The sequence below is a fragment of the Serratia sp. DFXYC6 genome (assembly GCF_057196085.1).
Genome location: NZ_JBXUNV010000003.1, coordinates 285,441 through 304,465 on the forward strand (window position 1 = coordinate 285,441; position 19,025 = coordinate 304,465).

The 19,025-nt window shown below is 64.1% G+C and carries 18 protein-coding genes; 11 read left to right on the forward strand and 7 right to left on the reverse strand.

What is annotated here, in order from left to right; translation table 11 throughout:
* Positions 1 to 7 precede the first annotated feature (7 nt).
* Positions 8 to 1,348: an omega-aminotransferase AptA gene (aptA, locus tag AC2CGQ_RS17655; RefSeq protein ID WP_099981764.1), complete on the reverse strand. Its 1,341-nt coding sequence runs from the start codon at positions 1,346 to 1,348 to the stop codon at positions 8 to 10.
* 135 nt (positions 1,349 to 1,483) lie between these two features.
* On the opposite strand from aptA, the gene AC2CGQ_RS17660 reads away from it, so the two are divergent.
* Positions 1,484 to 2,413, forward strand: coding sequence for a LysR family transcriptional regulator (locus AC2CGQ_RS17660; protein WP_021505270.1), 930 nt, complete (start codon positions 1,484 to 1,486; stop codon positions 2,411 to 2,413).
* A 135-nt stretch (positions 2,414 to 2,548) separates the two neighbouring features.
* Here AC2CGQ_RS17660 and AC2CGQ_RS17665 read toward each other — a convergent pair whose 3' ends face one another.
* The gene (locus AC2CGQ_RS17665; protein WP_021505269.1) at positions 2,549 to 3,676 is read right to left on the reverse strand and encodes an iron-containing alcohol dehydrogenase; all 1,128 of its coding nucleotides are present in this window, start codon (positions 3,674 to 3,676) and stop codon (positions 2,549 to 2,551) included.
* Positions 3,677 to 3,905: 229 nt separating this feature from the next.
* Here AC2CGQ_RS17665 and AC2CGQ_RS17670 point away from each other — a divergent pair, with 229 nt between their 5' ends.
* The 3 genes from AC2CGQ_RS17670 (at position 3,906) to AC2CGQ_RS17680 (ending at position 6,451) form a co-directional block, all read left to right on the forward strand.
* Positions 3,906 to 4,664 carry a helix-turn-helix transcriptional regulator gene (locus AC2CGQ_RS17670; RefSeq protein WP_015376515.1) on the forward strand — a complete coding sequence of 253 codons (759 nt, stop codon included), beginning with the start codon at positions 3,906 to 3,908 and terminating at the stop codon, positions 4,662 to 4,664.
* Positions 4,665 to 4,765: 101 nt separating this feature from the next.
* Entirely contained in the window at positions 4,766 to 6,067 is a 1,302-nt protein-coding gene (locus AC2CGQ_RS17675) for an NAD(P)/FAD-dependent oxidoreductase (protein ID WP_015376516.1), read from the forward strand.
* A gap of 18 nt (positions 6,068 to 6,085) precedes the next feature.
* A complete protein-coding gene (locus AC2CGQ_RS17680; protein WP_015376517.1) occupies positions 6,086 to 6,451 on the forward strand; it encodes a cupin domain-containing protein in 366 nt (121 codons plus the stop codon).
* Between the two features lie 46 nt (positions 6,452 to 6,497).
* Here the strand turns inward: AC2CGQ_RS17680 and AC2CGQ_RS17685 are convergent, their stop codons facing one another.
* The 4 genes from AC2CGQ_RS17685 to AC2CGQ_RS17700 all read right to left on the reverse strand — a co-directional run bounded on the left by AC2CGQ_RS17685 (position 6,498) and on the right by AC2CGQ_RS17700 (position 10,482).
* Positions 6,498 to 7,304: an alpha/beta hydrolase gene (locus tag AC2CGQ_RS17685; protein ID WP_021505267.1), complete on the reverse strand. Its 807-nt coding sequence runs from the start codon at positions 7,302 to 7,304 to the stop codon at positions 6,498 to 6,500.
* 94 nt (positions 7,305 to 7,398) lie between these two features.
* Positions 7,399 to 8,511, reverse strand: coding sequence for a class II histone deacetylase (locus tag AC2CGQ_RS17690; protein ID WP_021505266.1), 1,113 nt, complete (start codon positions 8,509 to 8,511; stop codon positions 7,399 to 7,401).
* Positions 8,508 to 9,695 (reverse strand): MFS transporter, encoded by a 1,188-nt coding sequence (locus tag AC2CGQ_RS17695; protein ID WP_015376520.1) that lies wholly within the window; start codon positions 9,693 to 9,695, stop codon positions 8,508 to 8,510. Before AC2CGQ_RS17695 ends, AC2CGQ_RS17690 begins: the two co-directional genes overlap by 4 nt.
* Positions 9,696 to 9,834: 139 nt before the next feature.
* Positions 9,835 to 10,482: a helix-turn-helix transcriptional regulator gene (locus AC2CGQ_RS17700; RefSeq protein WP_004933198.1), complete on the reverse strand. Its 648-nt coding sequence runs from the start codon at positions 10,480 to 10,482 to the stop codon at positions 9,835 to 9,837.
* Positions 10,483 to 10,964: 482 nt separating this feature from the next.
* On the opposite strand from AC2CGQ_RS17700, the gene AC2CGQ_RS17705 reads away from it, so the two are divergent.
* From AC2CGQ_RS17705 to AC2CGQ_RS17735, 7 genes are all read left to right on the forward strand, one after another.
* Positions 10,965 to 12,677, forward strand: coding sequence for an arylsulfatase (locus AC2CGQ_RS17705; RefSeq protein WP_015376521.1), 1,713 nt, complete (start codon positions 10,965 to 10,967; stop codon positions 12,675 to 12,677).
* Positions 12,674 to 13,858, forward strand: a complete 1,185-nt coding sequence (locus AC2CGQ_RS17710; RefSeq protein ID WP_484593796.1) for an anaerobic sulfatase maturase — start codon at positions 12,674 to 12,676, stop codon at positions 13,856 to 13,858. The genes AC2CGQ_RS17705 and AC2CGQ_RS17710 overlap by 4 nt, the downstream gene beginning before the upstream one ends.
* Before the next feature lie 129 nt (positions 13,859 to 13,987).
* Positions 13,988 to 15,481 (forward strand): APC family permease, encoded by a 1,494-nt coding sequence (locus AC2CGQ_RS17715; protein ID WP_015376523.1) that lies wholly within the window; start codon positions 13,988 to 13,990, stop codon positions 15,479 to 15,481.
* Positions 15,456 to 16,046 carry a DUF3156 family protein gene (locus AC2CGQ_RS17720; RefSeq protein ID WP_484593797.1) on the forward strand — a complete coding sequence of 197 codons (591 nt, stop codon included), beginning with the start codon at positions 15,456 to 15,458 and terminating at the stop codon, positions 16,044 to 16,046. Before AC2CGQ_RS17715 ends, AC2CGQ_RS17720 begins: the two co-directional genes overlap by 26 nt.
* Complete coding sequence (locus AC2CGQ_RS17725) at positions 16,039 to 16,821, forward strand: SDR family NAD(P)-dependent oxidoreductase (protein ID WP_031300425.1); 783 nt, start codon at positions 16,039 to 16,041, stop codon at positions 16,819 to 16,821. Before AC2CGQ_RS17720 ends, AC2CGQ_RS17725 begins: the two co-directional genes overlap by 8 nt.
* A gap of 11 nt (positions 16,822 to 16,832) precedes the next feature.
* Positions 16,833 to 17,630 carry a molybdenum cofactor biosynthesis F family protein gene (locus tag AC2CGQ_RS17730; RefSeq protein ID WP_004933186.1) on the forward strand — a complete coding sequence of 266 codons (798 nt, stop codon included), beginning with the start codon at positions 16,833 to 16,835 and terminating at the stop codon, positions 17,628 to 17,630.
* A gap of 4 nt (positions 17,631 to 17,634) precedes the next feature.
* On the forward strand, positions 17,635 to 18,426 hold the full coding sequence (locus AC2CGQ_RS17735) for an SDR family oxidoreductase (protein WP_484593798.1): 792 nt from the start codon (positions 17,635 to 17,637) through the stop codon (positions 18,424 to 18,426).
* A 104-nt stretch (positions 18,427 to 18,530) separates the two neighbouring features.
* Here AC2CGQ_RS17735 and hpaR read toward each other — a convergent pair whose 3' ends face one another.
* Positions 18,531 to 18,983 (reverse strand): homoprotocatechuate degradation operon regulator HpaR, encoded by a 453-nt coding sequence (hpaR, locus tag AC2CGQ_RS17740; protein WP_004933183.1) that lies wholly within the window; start codon positions 18,981 to 18,983, stop codon positions 18,531 to 18,533.
* Positions 18,984 to 19,025: the final 42 nt, after the last annotated feature.

Sequence of the window (19,025 nt, forward strand, 5' to 3'; positions counted from 1 at the left end):
TATCTCCTTATTCGGTGGCGTTGAGGGCGTCGCCGACGGCGTTGATCAACGCGTCGATCTGCGCCTCGCTGCTGATGAACGGCGGCGCCAACTGCAGGGTGTCACCGCCGTAGCGCACGTAAAATCCGCTTTCCCAGCAGCGCATCGCCGCCTCGAAGGGGCGCCGCGCCGGTTCGCCGGGCCGCGCCGCCAGCGTGATGCCGGCCGCCAGGCCGATATTGCGAATGTCGGCGACGTGTTTGGCCCCCTGCAGGCTGTGCACCGCGCGCTCGAAATAGGGCGCCAGCGCCTGCACGCGCTCCACCATCTGTTCACGCTGCAGGATGTCCAGCGTCGCCAGCGCGACCGCGCAGCTGACCGGATGGGCGGAGTAGGTGTAGCCGTGCGGGAATTCGAGCTGGTAGTCCGGCTCGCCGCCGTTCATGAAGGTGTGGTAGATCTCCGGCCGCACCACCACCGCGCCCATCGGCTGCGCGCCGTTGGTCACCTGTTTGGCGATGTTCATGATGTCCGGCGTGACGCCGAACGCCTCGGCGCCGGTCATCGCGCCGCAGCGGCCGAAGGCGGTGATCACTTCGTCGAAGATCAGCAGAATGTCATGCTGGGTGCAGATCTCGCGCAGGCGCTGCAGATAGCCGACCGGCGGCACGATCACCCCGGCGGAGCCGGAGAACGGTTCGACGATCACCGCGGCGATCGTCGAGGCGTCGCGCAGCGCGATGATGCGGCTGAGCTCATCCGCCAGCTCCACCCCCTGTTGCGGCATGCCGCGCGAAAAGGCGTTGCCGGCCAGCAGGGTGTGCGGCAGGTGATCCGCCTCGGCGCCGGCGCCGAACGCCTTGCGGTTGCCGGCGATGCCGCCGACCGAGATGCCGCCGAAGTTAACGCCGTGGTAGCCCTTTTCCCGGCCGATAAAGCAGGTTTTGCCCGCCTGGCCTTTGGCGCGCCAGTAAGCGCGCGCCATTTTCAGCGAGGTGTCCGCCGCTTCCGAGCCGGAGCCGGTGAAGAATACGTAATCCAGCCCCGCTGGCGTCAGCGCCTTGATCTGGTTGGCCAGCTCGAACGACAGCGGGTGGCCGAACTGAAACGCCGGCGAGTAATCCAGCGTCGCCAGCTGGCGCTGGGCGGCGTCGGTGATTTCCTGCCGGCCGTGCCCCAATCCGCAGCACCACAATCCGGACAGGCCATCGAAAATCTTTCTGCCGTCGTGGCTGGTGTAATACGCCCCTGCGGCCTGAGTAATGATGCGCGGCTGCGCTTTAAAATTGCGGTTGCCGGTAAAAGGCATCCAATGGGCTTCTAACCCTGCGGCATCGAGACGATTAAGCGAATAATTTTCAGCGGCCATGTTTTCCTCCGGGCAGGAAAATAAGTGCGATTAATTAAATAAAATGAGTTGTTAACGAATTGTTGTGCGAAATTGACTATGTACCGCTTGTTCTCTACTGTGAATAATCATATGTCGAAACTTACTTAAGGTTTTATGCAAGTAAAAAAGCGCGCGTTGCTGGGACAATTGTCGGATATGGATCTGCGTTTGCTGCGGGTATTCAAGGCCGTGGTCGACTGCGGCGGCATGAGCGCCGCCGAACTGGAGCTGAACATCAGCCTGTCGACCATCAGCAAGCACATCAAGGATCTGGAACAGCGGCTGGGCCTGACGCTGTGCCAGCGCGGGCGCGAGGGCTTTGCGGTCACCGATGAGGGGCTGTTGATCTACCAGGAAACGGTCAACCTGCTGGCGGCCACCGAGGCCTTCCGTCGCGGAGTGGACGAGGTGCACCAGCGCATGGGCGGGCAGCTGCACGTGGCGATATTCGACCATACGGTCAGCAATCCGCAGGCGCAGATCGGCCGGGCTATCGCGTTATTCAGCGAGCGCGCGCCGGAGGTTTCTTTGCAAATGTATGTGGAGCCGATTAATACCATTGAACGCGGCGTTATTGACGGGCAATTTCAGGTTGGGGTTATTCCCATGCACCGCAGCGCGGAAAGTTTATCTTATCATTCGTTATTCAGTGAGAGGATGTTCTTATATTGCGGCGCGCAGCATGAATTATTTTCCGGCCCCCATGAAACATTAAATTGGGATCTGCTGCACAATTATGCCTTCGCCGGATTAGGCTATCATTCGCCGAATATGGAACTGAGCCTGCAGCAACATTTGCATCGCAAGGCGACGGGGTTTGCGCAGGAGTCGATAGCGACGTTAATTCTGTCCGGCAAATACGTCGGCTTTCTGCCGGATCACTACGCGGCGTTTTTTGTGGCGCAGAACCTGATGCGGGCGATCAAACCGGCGCTGTTCCGCTATCACTGCGAATACTCCAGCGTGCTGCGCCGCTCGCCGGTGCCGCAACGGGTGGTGAAGCTGTTCCATGAGTGCCTGCTGGCGGCCCACGGAACAGCGTGACGCTTACTGCTCTTTCTTCTTGCCGAAGATTCTGATCAGCGCGCCGACCAGGATGCCGACCGCGATGCCGGCGAAGATCCAGCCGATGATGCCCATTTCCTTAACTCCTGCTAGTGCGTTGATCTGATTATATAATCATTCGACGCGAAACGCCTCTTCGATCATCCGTTGCCGCTGCGCCGGCGCATAGTCGATCCAGGAATTCTTGCTGTTGGATTTCTCCAGCGCCACCGCCAATTCCTGGCCGGAAATCGGCAAATCGTCCTGCCAGAACGGCGCGATGGCGTGGCGGGTGATGAAATCGGTCAGGTAGCTCTCCGGGCTGCCCTGCCAGTGCGGGTACAGGCGCGCGGCCAGCTCGGCCATCAGCGCGCGCTGCTGCGGCTGTTCGCTGCTTTCCAGCAGGGTGAGGAACGGCAGCAGCAGGCGGCCGCAGACCTGGCCGTGATGGTAGTCGCGCAGCGCGCCGATCTCGCCGGCGATGCCGTGAATGACCCCCAGCCCGGCGGCGCTCAGCGTCAGCCCCCCGAGGTAGGAAGCCTGCATAATCGCTTCGCGCGCCGCGTCGCTGCGGTTGAGCGCCGGCCAGGCGGCGAGGAAGTGGCGGATGCCGCTCAGCGACATATCGCGCGTCATGGCGCCGGCGGTTTTCGACAGATAGGCCTCGAACAGGTGGGTGAAGGCGTCGATGGCGCAGTAGGCCAGCACCTTGTCCGGCGCGCCGGCCAGCAGCTGCGGATCGAGAATGGCGGTGTGCGGCACGAAGTTATTATGGCGCAGCGAGGCTTTCACTTTGCTGACCTGGGTATCGGTGATCACCGCGTTCTGCGTCACCTCGCTGCCGGTGCCGGCGGTGGTGGGAATGGCGATCAGCGGCAGGGTGGCGCCGCTGATTTTGCTGTCGCCCACTTTTTCCATATAGCGCAGCGTTGGCAGCGGGTGCTCCACCAGCGCGGAGAACGCCTTGGCGGCGTCCAGCACGCTGCCGCCGCCGATGGCCACCACGCGCCGCGCCTGGCCGCGCCAGCGCGCCACCCAGGCGTCTATTTCCTGCGGCGACGCCTCGTGGCTGACGATCTCAGTGCCGATGAGCAGCGGCGTCAGCGCTTCGCGCAGGCCGGCGTACACCGGGCCGTTGAGAAAAGAGCGGCAGCTGAACAGCAGCGTCGGCTGCGGATCGGCCAGCAGCAGCGGCGGCAGCTGCTGGATGCTGCCGTGGCCGAACCAGGTCTGGCGGTTGGCGATGATATGGCTGACGGACATGAGGTCTCCTTGACGGCGTTGCGGGGCGCGATGCCACAGCATAAGCCAGCGGGCGCGGAGCGGCCACCGCTTTCCCCGCTGCGGCAACCTGTGAGTTGTTTAACATGTAAACGATCTCGTTCTTGCATTTCGGCGCGCCGGATGCTTTTTTTAACAGTACCGGCCGTCGTGCGGCCAACCCCATCCGAAATCGGTAGATTGTTAATGTATTAATAATGGCGAGGCGGGTATGGATATTCAGGTTGAACGCTTGTCTGCGGTGATCGATGCGGTGGCCAGCCCGCGCTTTTATCCCAGCCTGTTGAATTGGCTGGAAGGGTTTTTCGCCTTCGACAACGCCATCGTCTATGCCTTCGAACGCGGCCGGCCGCCGCGCTGCCTGATCAAAACCGAGCGGGAAAACAGCGATGCGGTCAACCAGATCTACCAACAGGGCGCCTACCTGCAGGATCCGTTTTACCGCGCGCTGAACGACGGCGGCGAAGGCGAGGTGCTGACGCTGCGCCAGCTGGCGCCCTGCGGGTTTTATCACAGCGACTATTACCGTAACTTTTATCGCAAGACCGGCTGGCACGACGAGGCCGGCGTGCTGCTGCAATTGACGCCGGAGCGCGGGCTGGGGGTATTTTTCGGCTCGGCGCGCCGCACGGTGGCGGTGCGTTACCCGCAGCGGGCGGATCTGCGCAGCGCGCTGACGCTGGTAAAAAGCGTGGCGCGGCTGCACGGCGAAGTGGTGGCGGCACCGGCCGAGGCCGACACGGAGAACCACGACGGCGCGCAGGCGCGCTATCTGTTGACGCCGCGCGAGCGCGAGATCGTCGATCTGATCCTCGCCGGCTGCGGTTCGCAGCAGATCGCCGACCGGCTGTTCATCAGCCTCGGCACGGTAAAAAATCACCGCAAGAACATCTACGGCAAGCTGAACATCGGCTCGCAGGCCGAACTGTTCAGCCTGCTGCTGACCGCCCCGCAGCGGCGCAGCGCGTGAATGTTAATTTTTTGTAGCGAATGTCCCTAAGGGGACATAGCGGACAATCCCACGGCTCCCGATAATCCGATGTCATGGCATAGGCAATCGGGAGTGCGACAGTGAACAACGAAATCGAGTCCTTAACCTACTACGCGGCGACCAAAAAATACGATCTGCGCTTCCCGACGCTGGAAGAGGATCTGGACGTCGACGTGGTGATCATCGGCGGCGGCTTCTCCGGTATCAACACCGCGCTGGAGCTGGCGGAGAAGGGCATCACCAACATCGCCATCCTCGAAGGCCGCTATCTGGGCTACGGCGGCACCGGGCGCAACGGCGGCCAGGTGATGGCCGGCATCGGCCACGATCTGGAGAAGATCAAACGCCACGTCGGCCCGGCCGGGCTGGAAACCATCTTCAAGATCAGCAACCTCGGCGCCGGCATTATCCGCGAGCGCATCAAGAAATATGACATCGACGCCGACTTCTGCTTCGGCTACGGCTATCTCGGCAGCAACGCGCGTCAGGAGAAGACCCTGCGCGGCTGGCTGAAGGAGTTCAGGGCGGTGGCGCCGGAAGAGGAGATCGAGCTTTACACCGGGGCGGAGGTGAAGCAGGTGGTGGGCTCCGACGCCTACACCTGCGCGCTGAAACACATGGGCGGCGGCCACGTGCATTCGCTCAACCTGTTGCTGGGCGAGGCCAAGGCGCTGAGCGGCTACGGGGTGAAAATCTTCGAGAACAGCAGCGTGCTCAACGTGGAGTACGGGCCGCGCATCACGGTGCGCACCGCCATGGGCTCGGTGCGCGCCAACAAGATGCTGTGGGCCTGCAACGGCTTTCTCAACGGCATGGAACCGCAGATCTACCGCAAGACCATCAACACCTACGCCTTCCAGCTGGCCACCGAGCCGCTGTCTGACGATCTGATCCGTCAGATCAGCCCGATCCGCGGCGCCTACAGCGACATCCGCCCGGTGATCGACTATTACCGGGTGACCAATGAGAACCGGCTGCTGTTCGGCAGCGCCACCCGCCTGATCGAATATTTCCCGTCGGATCTCAAGGCCTGGAACCGCAACCTGATGCTGAAGGTGTTCCCGTACCTGAAAGACGTGAAGATCGATCTGGCCTGGGGCGGCCCGCTGTGCTGCAGCGCCAACCTGTTCCCGCAGATCGGCACGCTGCCGGATCGCGACAACGTGTTTTATGTGCAGGGCTACTCCGGCTTCGGCGTGACGCCGAGCCACATCGTGTGCAAGGTGCTGGCGGAGGGCATGAGCGAAGGATCCGATCGCTACGATCTGATGAGCTCGATCCCGCACGTCAACATCTTCGGCAAAGACAAGCTGCGGCGAGTGATGACCACCGCCGGTAAGGTTTGGCACCAGACATCCGGCTACTGGAAAGGCCGCCGTTAACCCTCAGAGGAGAATGACATGAAACCGTTACTGCTTAAACAACCGCTGCCGGAACTGCTGGAGATCGGCAGCGTCAGCAACCTGGGCGCCACGGTGATCGCCGGCACGCCAAACGTCGGCGTGGCCAGCATCTTCGGCGAACCGACCGACAACCTGAACTGCGGCGTGTTCAGCTGCACCCGCGGCAGCTTCGTGATGGAGTACCCGTTCGCCGAGCACGCCACGGTGTGGGAAGGCAGCGCCACCCTGACCAACGAACGCACCGGCGAATCGGTGCAGTATCAGGCCGGCGATTCCTGGTTCGTCGAGAAGGGCACCCCGGTGCGCTGGGACATCACCTCGGATCGCTTCGTCAAACACTACCTCGCCATCGTCGAGGGCTGACGCCGTCATGCCCCCCTCAGCAGGCTGAATGCCGAGGGGGAGCGCCTTAACCTAACGCCCGCGCAATAAAGTCGGTTACCCGCTTGAGGATCTGATCCTTATTGGTTTCGTTAAAGCTCTCGTGCCGCCCGCCCGTGTTGATCATCCGTTCGAAATCGTCGCCCTGCAGACGATCGAGCGCGGTTTGCGTTTCGCTCATCAGTACCAGCCGGTCGTCGTCGCCGTGGATCCACAGCGTAGGCAGCGCGCCGAACCCCGGCCCGGCGTTGATGGCGGCGAGGATCCGCTGCATGGCGCGCAGGGTGGGGCGCTTGAACGGCCCGTGCCACACCAGCGGATCCTCCTGATAGGCCGCGCCAACCGCCGGATCGCGCGCCAGGGTGGCGGTATCCAGCGGCGCGTCGGGGATCGTCGGCAGCTCGGCCAGATCGGAAATCGCCGTTCTGTCGCCGAGCAGCGGGCCGGACAGCACCAATGCGCGCACCTCCTCGCCATAACGCTGCACGTAGCGGGTGGCGATCATGCCGCCCATCGAATGGCCGATCACCACCAGCGGCAGCGTCGGATACTGTTGGCGAAGATGCTCGACCACGCGCTGAACGTCGTCGACGATGGCGTCATAATCCTCGATCAGCACGCGCTCGCCCTGCGACAGGCCGTGGCCCAGATGATCGGGGCCGAATACCCGCGCCCCCTGTGCCTGTAGCGTGCGCGCCACGTATTGATAGCGGCCGAGATGCTCGCCGTAGCCGTGCACCAGCAGCGCCAGATAGCGCGGCTTGTCGTTTCCCCAGTCGTGCACGGCGATGTCGCCGTGGCGGCCTTTGATAAAGCTGACGGTTTGTTCGGACATGTTATTGTTCTCATGGTGGTAGGGTTGCCCTTCAGCGTAGCGGCTGGCGGCGAGCTTGTCAGGGGCGCCGGATGCGGCGCCCGCAGAGAGGGGATTACAGGCCGAACTGGCGCGCCAGTTCGTCGAGCGCTTCGCGCTGGAAGCGGTTGAAGGCGTCGCGCGGCTGCTGTTGCTGGATGAACTCTAGCAGCGGATCCTGCACTTCCGTGCGCACGCCGCTCAGCTGCTCCATCACCGCCAGCCCGCAGAACGGCACGTAGGATTCGGCGTAGCCGCCTTCATGCACCATCACCAGCTTGCCGCCGCACAGCCGGTCGGCGGCGTCTTGCACCAGCGCGGTCATGGCGCGGAAGCTGTCGCTGTGCAGCTGCATGCGCGCCAGCGGATCGAGCGCGTTGGCGTCGTAACCGCAGGCGACGATGATCAGCTCCGGCTCGAATTTTTCCAGCGCCGGGATAATGATGCGCCGCATCGCGTGCAGGTAGCCGTCGTCGCCGGCGCCGGCCAGCATCGGCACGTTGACATTGCAGCCTGCCCCGGCGCCTTCGCCGCGATCCTGTTCGCCGGAATAGCCCGCCGGGAAGCAACCGTCCTGATGCAGCGACAGCGTCAGCACGTCGCCGCGCTGCCAATAGATATGCTGGGTGCCGTTGCCGTGGTGCACGTCCCAGTCGAGCACCGCCACCTTGCCCAGACCGTAGCGGGCCTTGGCGCGCTCGATGGCGATGGGAATATTGGCCAGGAAACAGAAGCCCATCGATTGATCCGGCAGGCAGTGGTGGCCCGGCGGGCGCGACAGCGCATAGGCGTTATCCAGCTCGCCCTGCAGCACCGCCTCCACCGCCGCGCAGGCCAGTCCGGCGGAGAGTTTGGCGATTTCATAGCTGCCCGGCCCCAGCGGCGCCTCCTCCCCCAGCAGGCCGCCGCCGCTGTCGCTCACCTGTTTGAAGCGCTGCAGGTAGTGGGCGGGATGGATGCGCAGCAGGTCTTCTTCCGTCGCCGGTTCGGCGCTCAGCAGGGTGAGTTGGCGCGACAGGCCGGACACGTCCATCAGATTCTTCATGCGCCGCTTGGTTTCCGGCGATTCGGCGTGGCCGGCGCCCGAAGGCGGTTGCACCCAGCCGCCGACCGGCAGGGTGGTGGCGTGCAGGCCGGTGCTGTGCCAGAAACAGCGTTCATCAAACAAGAAACCGGTTGTTTTTTTCACCTTTCTCCTCCTGTTATACGGCGCGGTGCGCGCGGTGAAGCCAGCGAAATCAACAGCAGCGACAGCAGCGCGCAGCCTAGCGCGCCGAACAGCAAGGCGTTGAAACCGCCGGAATATTCGATTAAAGAGCCGGCCAGCGTCGGGCCGATGGCCATACCGCCGCCGATCACCAAGTTGATGCCGTTCATCAGCTTGCCGTCGTTATCCAGCCCGGCGACCCGCGCCAGAATGAATGGCAGCACGAAGGTCCAGGTGAATTTGAACAGCAGGGCCGCCAGGGCGAAGCGCAGCAGCAGGGGTTGGCCTGTCAGCAGCGCCACGCTGGCCAGCAGCAGGGCGTACCCCAGTACGATCAGGCGCCCGCCGCTGAAGCGCGCGCCGATCAGCGCCGCGGCGCCGGCGCCGACGATGCCGAGCAAGGTGGCGACGGCCAGCACCTGGCCGCTGTGGGCCGGCGACAGCCCGGCGCCGGCGGCGATGCCGCCGATAAAGGTCCAGACCGCGCTCAGGCTGATGTAAAAGGTCAGCACCGCCAGCACGGCGCACAGCTTGCGCGCCAGCGAGGCGGCGGGGCCGCTGCGGGCGGCGCGGGCGGCGGTAAAACCGTTGGGGAACGCCGGGATGAGCGGCAGGCAGCACAGCATGATGGCCGCCAAAATCAGGTAGACCGCCATCAGACCGAAGTGCGCGAACAGCGGCGGCAGCACCAGCAGCCCGACCGCGCCCAGCACCAGCTGGCCGAGCACCCAGAAGGCATACACCCGGCTGGGGTTGGCGGTGCCGGCGGCGCAGGTGATGCACAGGATCATCAGGGTGCCGCCCGCCAGCGAGGCGATAAAGCGCAGCGGCAGCAGCAGGGTGAAATCCTGCACCAGCGCCGAAGCCAGGTTGCCGGCGATAAACACCAGCGCCGACAGCGTAGCGACCCGCCGCCAGTTGATGCGCCCGATCCACCACCACGCCGGCAGCGTGGCCAGGCTCATGGCGCCGAGTTCGGTGGAGAACAGGTGGCCGATCTGCGCCGGGCCGAGTTGCCACTGAGTCGCGAGCTGGGCGGCCACGGCGGGGGCGGTCATCAGAATGCCCGGCGCAATGGCGGCGAAGACGATAATGGCGGTCAGCAGCCGCGGCGGGCAGGGGAGCGCCGCGCCGACGGCGGGCGCGGAAACCGAATCACTGGACATAAACCTTTTCCCCAAGCGTTGAGTAACGATGAAATATCCCGCCCGGCCCGATTGCGGGCAGGGGGAAGCCGCGCCATAAATGGCGAATATGTTCTGGCGTTATTTTCCGGCCGCCGGCAGCGGCGGCCGTTATCGGGCGTTAACCGTGAGCGAGAAAACCGCCGGCGACCAGTTCGGTGCGGTTCACCACGTCGGTTTTGGCGAAAATATTGCGCATATGGGTTTTCACCGTAGACAGCGAAATGCCCAGCTTCAGGGCGATGCGCTTATTGCTGGCGCCTTCGCGCACCATGTTGACGATCTCTTGCTCTTTGGCGGTCAACAGCTGCGCCTCGCTGTCGGGCAGCAGATCGCGCGTCGCCAGCTCGATCAGCGGCAGCACCGCGCGCAGGCGGCCGCGCTCCACTTCGGTAAACGGCGTATCGCGGATCAGCGACACACCGGCAACGATGCGCTTACGCTGGCGAATAAAAATCTCCGTCATGTCGCGCATGTCGTTCGGCAGCATAAAGTCGTGGTAATAGCGGCGGTTGCCGGCGATCGCCGCCGGGCTCATGCCGACCATGGTGATGTCCTGGCGATGGAAATTGGCCGGCTGCAGCGGATCTATCTGCTGGAAGTGGTTCAGATACTGCTGATGCGTTTTATCGGGCATGCCGTGCAGGATGTAGTGATCCGGCCGCAGGTCGCGATCGACCAGATAAAACACCCCGGCAGACACCGGGATCAGGTGCGTAATGGTCGCCAAACAGCTGTTGATAAAGGCATCGGATGCGGTGCTGTGCATGATTCGTGTTCCTCCCTTTATCGTTCAATCTGGAGAAGGTTGGCGGTCAATATATGAACGATACAAGCATAGTTGTAGCAATTTGGCAACACAATAAAAACATATTAACAACGTGAGGCCGATTGCAATAAAATACATAAATAACAAGATGACACTGCGTTAATCAGGGCTTTTTCGTTCGGATTTATCGCGATTTTCATTAATAGGTTAATGAAATAGTTCACCGCTTTTCCCGCTGAATTTACAGCGCTTTTCAATGCTTGCCTGGGTCAAGCTTTCGCCGCCCTGCGCGTGCTACAGCCGCCGCTGTCGTCGCCGTCCCTCGTTCTTAAGAACGATAGCCAGGCTTTTCCGCCGCTTTCTACACTGCGAATTGAAGATAGCGCCAGGCGGCGCCAAACGTATAAGACGAAAAAATGATGACCTTTCTCGGGCTGAGGCGTCGGGTTGTTCAGTCCGCATGACCATACAGGGGACGGACGATGCAGAAAAAAACGTTGGCGGTGGCGTTGAGCGGCGCCTTATCGGGCCTGGCTCAGGGGGCGGACGCCGATCGCCCCAATGTGCTGATCATTCTGGTGGACGACATGGGCTACTCCGACATCAGCCCGTTCGGCGGCGAGATACCGACGCCCAACCTGCAGGCGCTGGCCGAACGGGGCGTGCGCATGAGTCAGTACTACACCTCGCCGATGTCGGCGCCGGCGCGTTCGATGTTGATGACCGGCAACACCAATCAGCAGGCCGGCATGGGCGGCATGTGGTGGTATGAGAGCACCGCCGCGCAGCCGGGGTATGAAATGCGCCTGACCGACCGCGTGACCACGCTGCCGGAGCGTTTTCGCGACGCGGGTTACGCCACCATGATGGCGGGCAAATGGCACCTGGGCTATGTCGACGGCGCCAAACCGACCGATCGCGGCTTTGAGCGCGCCTTCGCCTTTATGGGCGGCGGCACCAGCCATTTCGACGACGCGAAACCGCTGGGCACCGTGGAGGCGTTCCACACGTTTTACACCCTGAACGGCAAACGCGTGTCGTTGCCCAAAGATTTCTATTCCAGCAAGGCCTATGCCGATCAGCTGGAACAGTGGATCCGTGATACTCCGCAGAATAAGCCCGTCTTCGCCTATCTGGCGTTCACCGCGCCGCACGATCCGCTGCAGGCGCCGGATGACTGGATCGCCAAATTCGACGGCAAATACGACGCCGGTTACCAGCAGGCCTATCAGCGGCGCATTCAGCGCCTGAAGGCGCTGGGGTTGATTTCCGATCGCACGCCGATGCCGACGCTGGCGCTGGATAAGGCCTGGAACGCGCTGACGCCGGAACAGCAAAAATATGAAGCCAAGACCATGCAGGTGTACGCGGCGATGATCGCTTATATGGACGATCAGGTCGGCGCGGTGCTGAATACCCTCAAGCAGACCGGCCGCGACCAAAATACGGTGATCGTGTTCGCCACCGACAACGGCGCCAACCCGGCCAGCGGCTTCTACTACGGCTCGAAGCCGGAGTATTGGCGGCAGTTCGACAACAGCTACGCCAACCTCGGCCGCAAGGGATCGTTCATCTCCTACGGGCCGCACTGGGCCAACGTCAGCAACGCGCCGTACGCCAACTACCACAAAACCACCAGCGCGCAGGGCGGTATCAACACCGATTTCATCATCTCCGCGCCGGGGTTGAAGGGCCGCGGCGGCATCGATCGCACGCCGATGGCGGTGTATGACATCGCGCCGACGCTGTATGACTATGCCGGCATCGACGCCCACAAACCGCTGAAGGCCAAACCGACGCTGCCGATGGTCGGCGTCAGCTTCAAGCGCTATTTCAGCGGCGAGGCCGACGGCGTGCCGCGCGCGACCTACGGCGTGGAGCTGCATAACCAGGCCGCCTACGTGGACGGCGTCTGGAAGCTGCGGCGGTTGGTGAAGGCCGGGCCGACGGCGCAGATGGCGCCGTGGGGGCTGTTCAACCTGCATGACGATCCGCTGGAGACGCGCGATCTGGCCGCCGCCGACCCGGAGCGGGTCAAACGGCTGAGCGAGGCGTATCGCCGCTTTGCGCAGCAGGGCATGGTTATTGAAGCCAAAGGTGCAGCGATCGACTATCTCGGCGTCGACGCCAACACCGGCGACTACATTGGCCTGGATCCGCAGACCCACAAACCGTTGCCGCAGGCGGCGCCATGAACCTGGCCCAGCTGCGCACGCAGCAGATCCCGGTAGAGAGCGAACCGCGCGCGGCGGCGCCTTTTCACCTGCTGGTGAAACCGATCGGTGCTGGCTGCAACCTGGGCTGCCGCTACTGCTACTACCCGCAGCGCCAGCAAGCGCAGACGCGCAAGATGGACGACGACCTGCTGGCGGAGTTTATCCGCGGCTACATCGCCGCCCAGCCGCGCTACAGCCGCGAGATCAACTTCGTCTGGCAGGGTGGAGAGCCGCTGTTGGCGGGGATCGGTTTTTACAAGCGGGCGCTGGCGTTGCAACGCCGCTTTGCGCCGCCGGGCGTGCGGATCAGCAACAGCCTGCAGACCAACGGCACCCTGCTGAACGATGCCTGGTGCCGGCTGTTCCGGCAGCATCAATTCATCATCGGCGTCAGCCTGGACGGCGATCGCGAGGTGCAGGACGCCCATCGGCCGGACAAGCGCGGCGGCGCCAGCTATGACGCCGCGCTGCGCGGCATCGCGCTGCTGCAGCGCCATCAGATCGACTTCAACCTGCTGATGGTGGTGCACGACGGCGTCGCGGACCGCGCCGAGGCGATCTACGATCATGCGGTGGCGATCGGCGCGCGCTATCTGCAGTTTCAGCCGCTGATGCTGGAAGGGGATGCGCCCACCGCCGGCTATGGGCTGAGTGCCGCCAACTGGGGGCGCTTCATGCTGGCGGTATACCGCCGCTGGCGCAGCCGCGGGCACGTCGGCCAGGTCTTCGTGATGAACATTGAGCAGGTCTACGCGCAGTATTTCACCCACGTCAGCCCCAGCTGCGTGCACGCCGAACGCTGCGGCGGCAATCTGGTGATGGAGCCGGACGGTCGCCTCTACGCCTGCGATCATCTGATCAACGCGCAGCACCTGCTCGGCCATGCCGATCGCCACACGCCGCTCGCCACCCTGGCGGCAAGGGCGGCGGAGATGCCGTTCGGCAAGAACAAAAGCCTGCGCCGCGAGTGCCAACGCTGCAGCGTGAAAAGCGTCTGTCAGGGCGGCTGCCCGGCGCATGTGGGCGAAGATCGCTACAACCGGTTGTGCGCCGGCTATTACGCCTTCTTTTCCGCGCTGCTGGCGCCGCTGCGCGCCTACCCGCGCAGCCCGCAGGGGGCGATGCAGTGGCGCGCCGCCGTGAGCGCGGCCGCAGGTTGAAAGCGTCTCGTCCTTAAGGACGATAGTCAGCATTTTCCTTTCCTCTCTATAGTGAGATGACCGCCGCTGGCGGTGAAAAACCTGCAAGCACCTGCATGCATCAGGCCAAAACTATAAGAGGAAATAACCATGAACCTGTCGTCGCGGTTGCACGCCCACCTGGCTCGAGGCAAGGTCGGCTTTCCCACCACCCTGGCCAGTTCGGTCGGGGTGATCATGGCCAGCCCGGTGATCCTGACGGTCACCAGCGGCTTCGGCATCGGCGGCGACACCTTCGCGCTGGCGATGCTGATCGCCTTCATCATGATGCAGGCGCAGCTCACCACTTTCTCCGAAGCGGCGGCGCTGTTGCCGACCTCCGGTTCGGTTTACGACTACATCTCCTGCGGCATGGGGCGCTTTTTCGCCATCACCGGCGCGCTGTCGGCCTACCTGATCGTGCATATCTTCGCCGGCACCGCCGAGACCATTCTCTCCGGCATCATGGCGCTGGTGAACTTCGAGCACCTCAACACCCTGATGGAAAGCCATAACGCCTCCTGGATGGTCGGCGTCGGGCTGGTTGTCGTGTTCGGCCTGCTCAACGCGTTCGGCATCGAGGCCTTCGGCAAGGCGGAGATCGTGCTGACCTTCGCCATGTGGAGCACGCTGGTGATTTTCGGCATCGTCGGGCTGCTGTCGCCGCATGCGGTGCCGCTCGAGGGCTGGTTCGGCAGCACGCTCGATCTGAACGATCCCTTCGCGGTGTTCAGCCTGATCGGCATGGCGATGTTCATGTTCGTCGGCTGTGAGCTGGTGACGCCGATGGCGCCGGAGATCAAACGCTGCGATCGGGTGATCCCGCGCGCCATGGCGCTCGGGCTGTGCGGCGTGGCGGTGTGCATGGCGCTGTACGGCGCGGCGCTCAGCCACCAGGTGGAAAACGTGGTGATCGACGCCGCCAGCGGCACGCGCCTGCTGGAAACGCCGATGGCCATCCCGGCGTTCGCCGGCCAGGTGATGGGCCAGTTCGGCAAATACTGGCTGGGCGTCGGCCTGCTGCTGGCGGGCGCGGCGACCATCAACACGCTGATGGCGGCGGTGCCGCGCATTCTGTACGGCATGGCGCTGGATGGCGCGCTGCCGCGCATGTTCGCCTATCTGCACCCGCGCTTTAAGACGCCGGTGGTCGGCATTCTGGTGGCGGTCCTGATCCCCTGCGTACATGCCTTCGCCATTCAGGGCAACCTCGACAGGATCATTCCGCTGGTGCTGGCGGCGGTGTGCGCCTGGGGCGTGGCCTACCTGCTGGTGACCTGCTCGGTGGTGATCCTGCGCCTGCGCCGCCCCGATCTGCCGCGCGCCTATAAATCGCCGTGGTTCCCGCTGCCGCAGATCGTCTCCAGCGTCGGCATCGTGCTGGCCATCGTCTACATCACGCCGCCGGGGATGAACCCGCGCGACGTCTACATTCCCTTCGGCTGGATGATCGGCCTGACCGCCGCCTATGCGCTGTTCTGGACGCTGTGCGTGCAGAAAGTGAATCCGTTCAAGCCGGTGCCGGTCGAGCAGGTGCTGGAGAACGCGTTCGCCAAGGGTGAAAACGAGGAGGCGCAGTTTGATCGGCTCACTTCCCTCACTTAATCGCGCCTGGCGGCGAGCGCCATCGGGCTATCGGCCGGGCGCCGCGCTGGATCGTCTGGCGCGCAACCTGGAACCCTACGCGTGCGAACGCCTGGCGCCGGGCCTGCTGCGGCTGACGCTGCCGCAGGGGCCGCAGATCGAGGTCAGCGAACAGGTGCAGGGGCTGTTTATGGCGCATATCGTCAGCCACCGTTTTCGGTTACAGGGCGCGTGCGCGGCGCAGCCCCCGCTGACGCTGGACGTGGTGACCGGCGGTTGGCTGCGGCGGTGCGGGGTGCGCTATCTGCTGCGCCAGCGCCATGCGGCAGCGCAGCGGGTGCTGGAAGGCCTGCTGCGCTACCCGCAGATCGGCGAGACGCTGGCGCAGCTGGATTTTCGCCGCGTGCGGCTGACGGTGAACGACGGGCGCTGGCAGGTGGATATCGAGCATTTCGCCGCGTCGGAGGTGGTCAGCCGTTTGCCGGCCGGCCGCCGCTATCTGCGGCTGGACGCCGAACAGCGGCGGCTGCTGTTGAGCAGCCTGCTGATGATCGGCCAACTGATGGAGAAGCTGAATCATGAATAGAGTGGTTGTGATTACCGGCGGTGGCACCGGCGTCGGCGCCGCCTGCGCCCGTCTGCTGGCGGCGCAGGGCGATCGGGTGTTCATCATCGGCCGCCGCCCGGAACCGCTGGCGGCGCTGGCGCATGAGATCGGCGCGCAGGCGCTGGTGGGCGACGCCGCCAGCGGCGAGAGCTGGGCCCACACGTTGCTGCCGGCCATTCTGCGCGACGCCGGGCGCATCGACTGCCTGATCGGCAGCGCCGGCGGCATGGGCTTCAAGCGTATTACCGAGATGACCGACGAGCAGTGGCAAGGGGCGATGGACAGCAACCTCAACAGCGCTTTCGCCAGCGCGCGCGCCTGCTTGCCGGAGCTGATCAAGAGCGGCGGCAACCTGCTGTTCGTCGCCTCGATCGCCTCGCTGGCCGCCGGGCCGGAGGTCTGCGGCTACGTCACCGCCAAGCACGCGCTGATCGGGCTGATGCGCTCCATCGCCCGCGACTATGGCCCGCTGGGCGTGCGCGCCAACGCGGTGTGCCCGGGCTGGGTGACCACGCCGATGGCGGACGAAGAGATGCAGCTGTTGATGGACGCTCATCAGATTTCGCTGGAGCAGGCTTACCAGATGGTCTGCCGCGACGTGCCGCTGCGCCGGCCGGCCAGCGCCGAAGAGATCGCCCGCGTCTGCCGCTTCCTCTGTTCCAGCGAGGCTTCAATCATTACCGGCGCGGCGCTGGTGGCCGACGGCGGCTCCACCATCGTCGATGTGCCGACATTGGCTTTCACTTCCCTGTAAGGAGCATTTCCATGAGTTCAGAAGCGGTATTCATTCAGGTTGGCGCGCTGGCGGAAGGCTTTGCGCCGCACAGCAATACGCTGGAACGCCAGCACGGCCTGGCGGGCACCACGCTGACGCTGCGTTTCAGCGACGGCGCGACGCAGCGCTGTCGGTTTACCGACGAGCAGACGCTGGAGTGGGGGGAGCGGCGCGGCGTCGCCTATCGCGCCACCAGCATTCGCCCCGGCGTGCTGTTCATCGATTTTCTCGATCCCGCCCGCGCCAACGCCAGCATTACGCTGGTATGCGACCGCAATCAGGGCAACTTTACCGCGGTATACGGCCAGCTGCCGGACGAAGCGCAGGCGCGGCTCGACGCCTTCAGCCGGGTGGAACAGGGGCTGCCGCTGACCGCGGTCGAGGCCGAATTCCGCTTCGGCACGCTGGATGACGCCGACGTGGCGCCGCCGGGTTTTACCGATGAGCTGATCGGCATGCGCAACATGTACACCTACAGCCCGACCGAACGTTACGAGCACATCTACCTGAACGACAACTTCTATGCCTGGCAGTGTCTGGACGGGGTGGAGAAAGGGCTGGCGGACGTCGACCGCTGTCACTACGTGAAGGTGGCGGAGCAGCTTTATCTGTTTGTCTGGCGCGAGAAGATCATTCCGACGCTGGGCGTGGTGATGATCGATCTGCAGGGCATGCGCACCGACGGCAAGATCCTCGGCTATCAGGGCAGCGATTTCAGCGCGCTGAGCAACTTTGCGGTCGGCGCCCACGCGCAGGTGCTGAACACCACGCGCCACCCGCGAGGATAGGCCGATGAACGCAACCTATGCGGCCGACGCCTTCGCCGGGCAGGCGGTGCTGGTGACCGGCGGCGCGCAGGGCATCGGGCTGGCGATCGTCAGCGCCTTCGCCCGGCTGGGCGCCGAGGTGACGATCGCGGACGTGCAGCTGCCGCAGGCGCAGGCGGCGGCGCAAATGCTGCGGGACGAAGGGCTGAGCGTGCAGGCGCTGGCTTGCGATCTGGCCGAGCCGGGGCAGATCGCCGAGCTGGTGGCGGCGGTGGGCGAGCGGCATCAACGGCTGGACGTGGTGATCCACAACGCCGCTTACTTTCCGCTGACGCCGTTCGCCGCCATCGACGCGGCCCTGCTGCAACGCACGCTGAGCGTTAATCTGATGGCGCCGTTCTTTCTGGCGCAGGCGGCGCTGCCGTGGATGCGCCGCGCCGGCGGCGGCAGCCTGCTGGTGACCTCGTCGGTGACCGGCCCGCGGGTGGCGTATCCGGGGCTGGCGCATTACGCCGCCTCCAAGGCCGGGGTAAACGGCTTTATTCGCGCGGCGGCGCTGGAGCTGGCGGCGGAGAACATTCGCGTCAACGGCGTGGAGCCGGGGATGATCCGCACGCCGGCGATGGCCAACCTGGGCGACGCGCAGGTGAATCAGGCGATCGCCGCCGCGGTGCCGCTCGGGCGGCTGGGGGAACCGGAAGACATCGCCGCGGCGATGGTGTTTCTCGCCTCGCCGGCGGCGGCCTACATCACCGGCCAGACGCTGGTGGTGGACGGCGGCGCGCTGTTGCCGGAAACGAATGCTCCGCTTGCTTGACGCAGCCACGCACCCCAGTCGCTTACTTGAGTAAGCGACTGGGGATTTACGCCTTGGCCGCCTGGCTGCAACGCCAATTAATGTGAGAATTCCGGTGGGTTAAATCACTGCTTGGCGGGATGCGCGGTGACGTTGGCGGGCAGGCTGTCGCCCAGGGTGATCAGCTCGTCCAGCAACGTCATCAGCTGGTCCATTTTCTGCCGCGAGAAAGCGGCTTCAATCTCGGCGTAGCCCTGTTCCACCTGGTGGCGCGCCACTTCATACAGATCCTGCCCCTGCTGGGTCAGCGACACGTACAGCTTGCGCTGATCGTTGACCGGCTTGAGGCGGAAGATCAGTTTGTCGCGCTCCATGCGCGACAGAATGCCGGTCAGGCTGGGGCGCAGGATACAGGTTTCCGCCGCCAGTTCGTGGAATTCGATCGAGCGGCTGTTGGCCAGCACGCGGATGATGCGCCACTGCTGCTCGGTGAGATTGTGGCTTTTCAGGATCGGGCGGAAGAACCCCATGGCGGTTTCACGCGCCTGCAGCAGGGCGATGGTTAACGATTCATGCATAAGTTTGGCCTTAGCTATCAAGGTGTTCGCTGTTACGGCGCT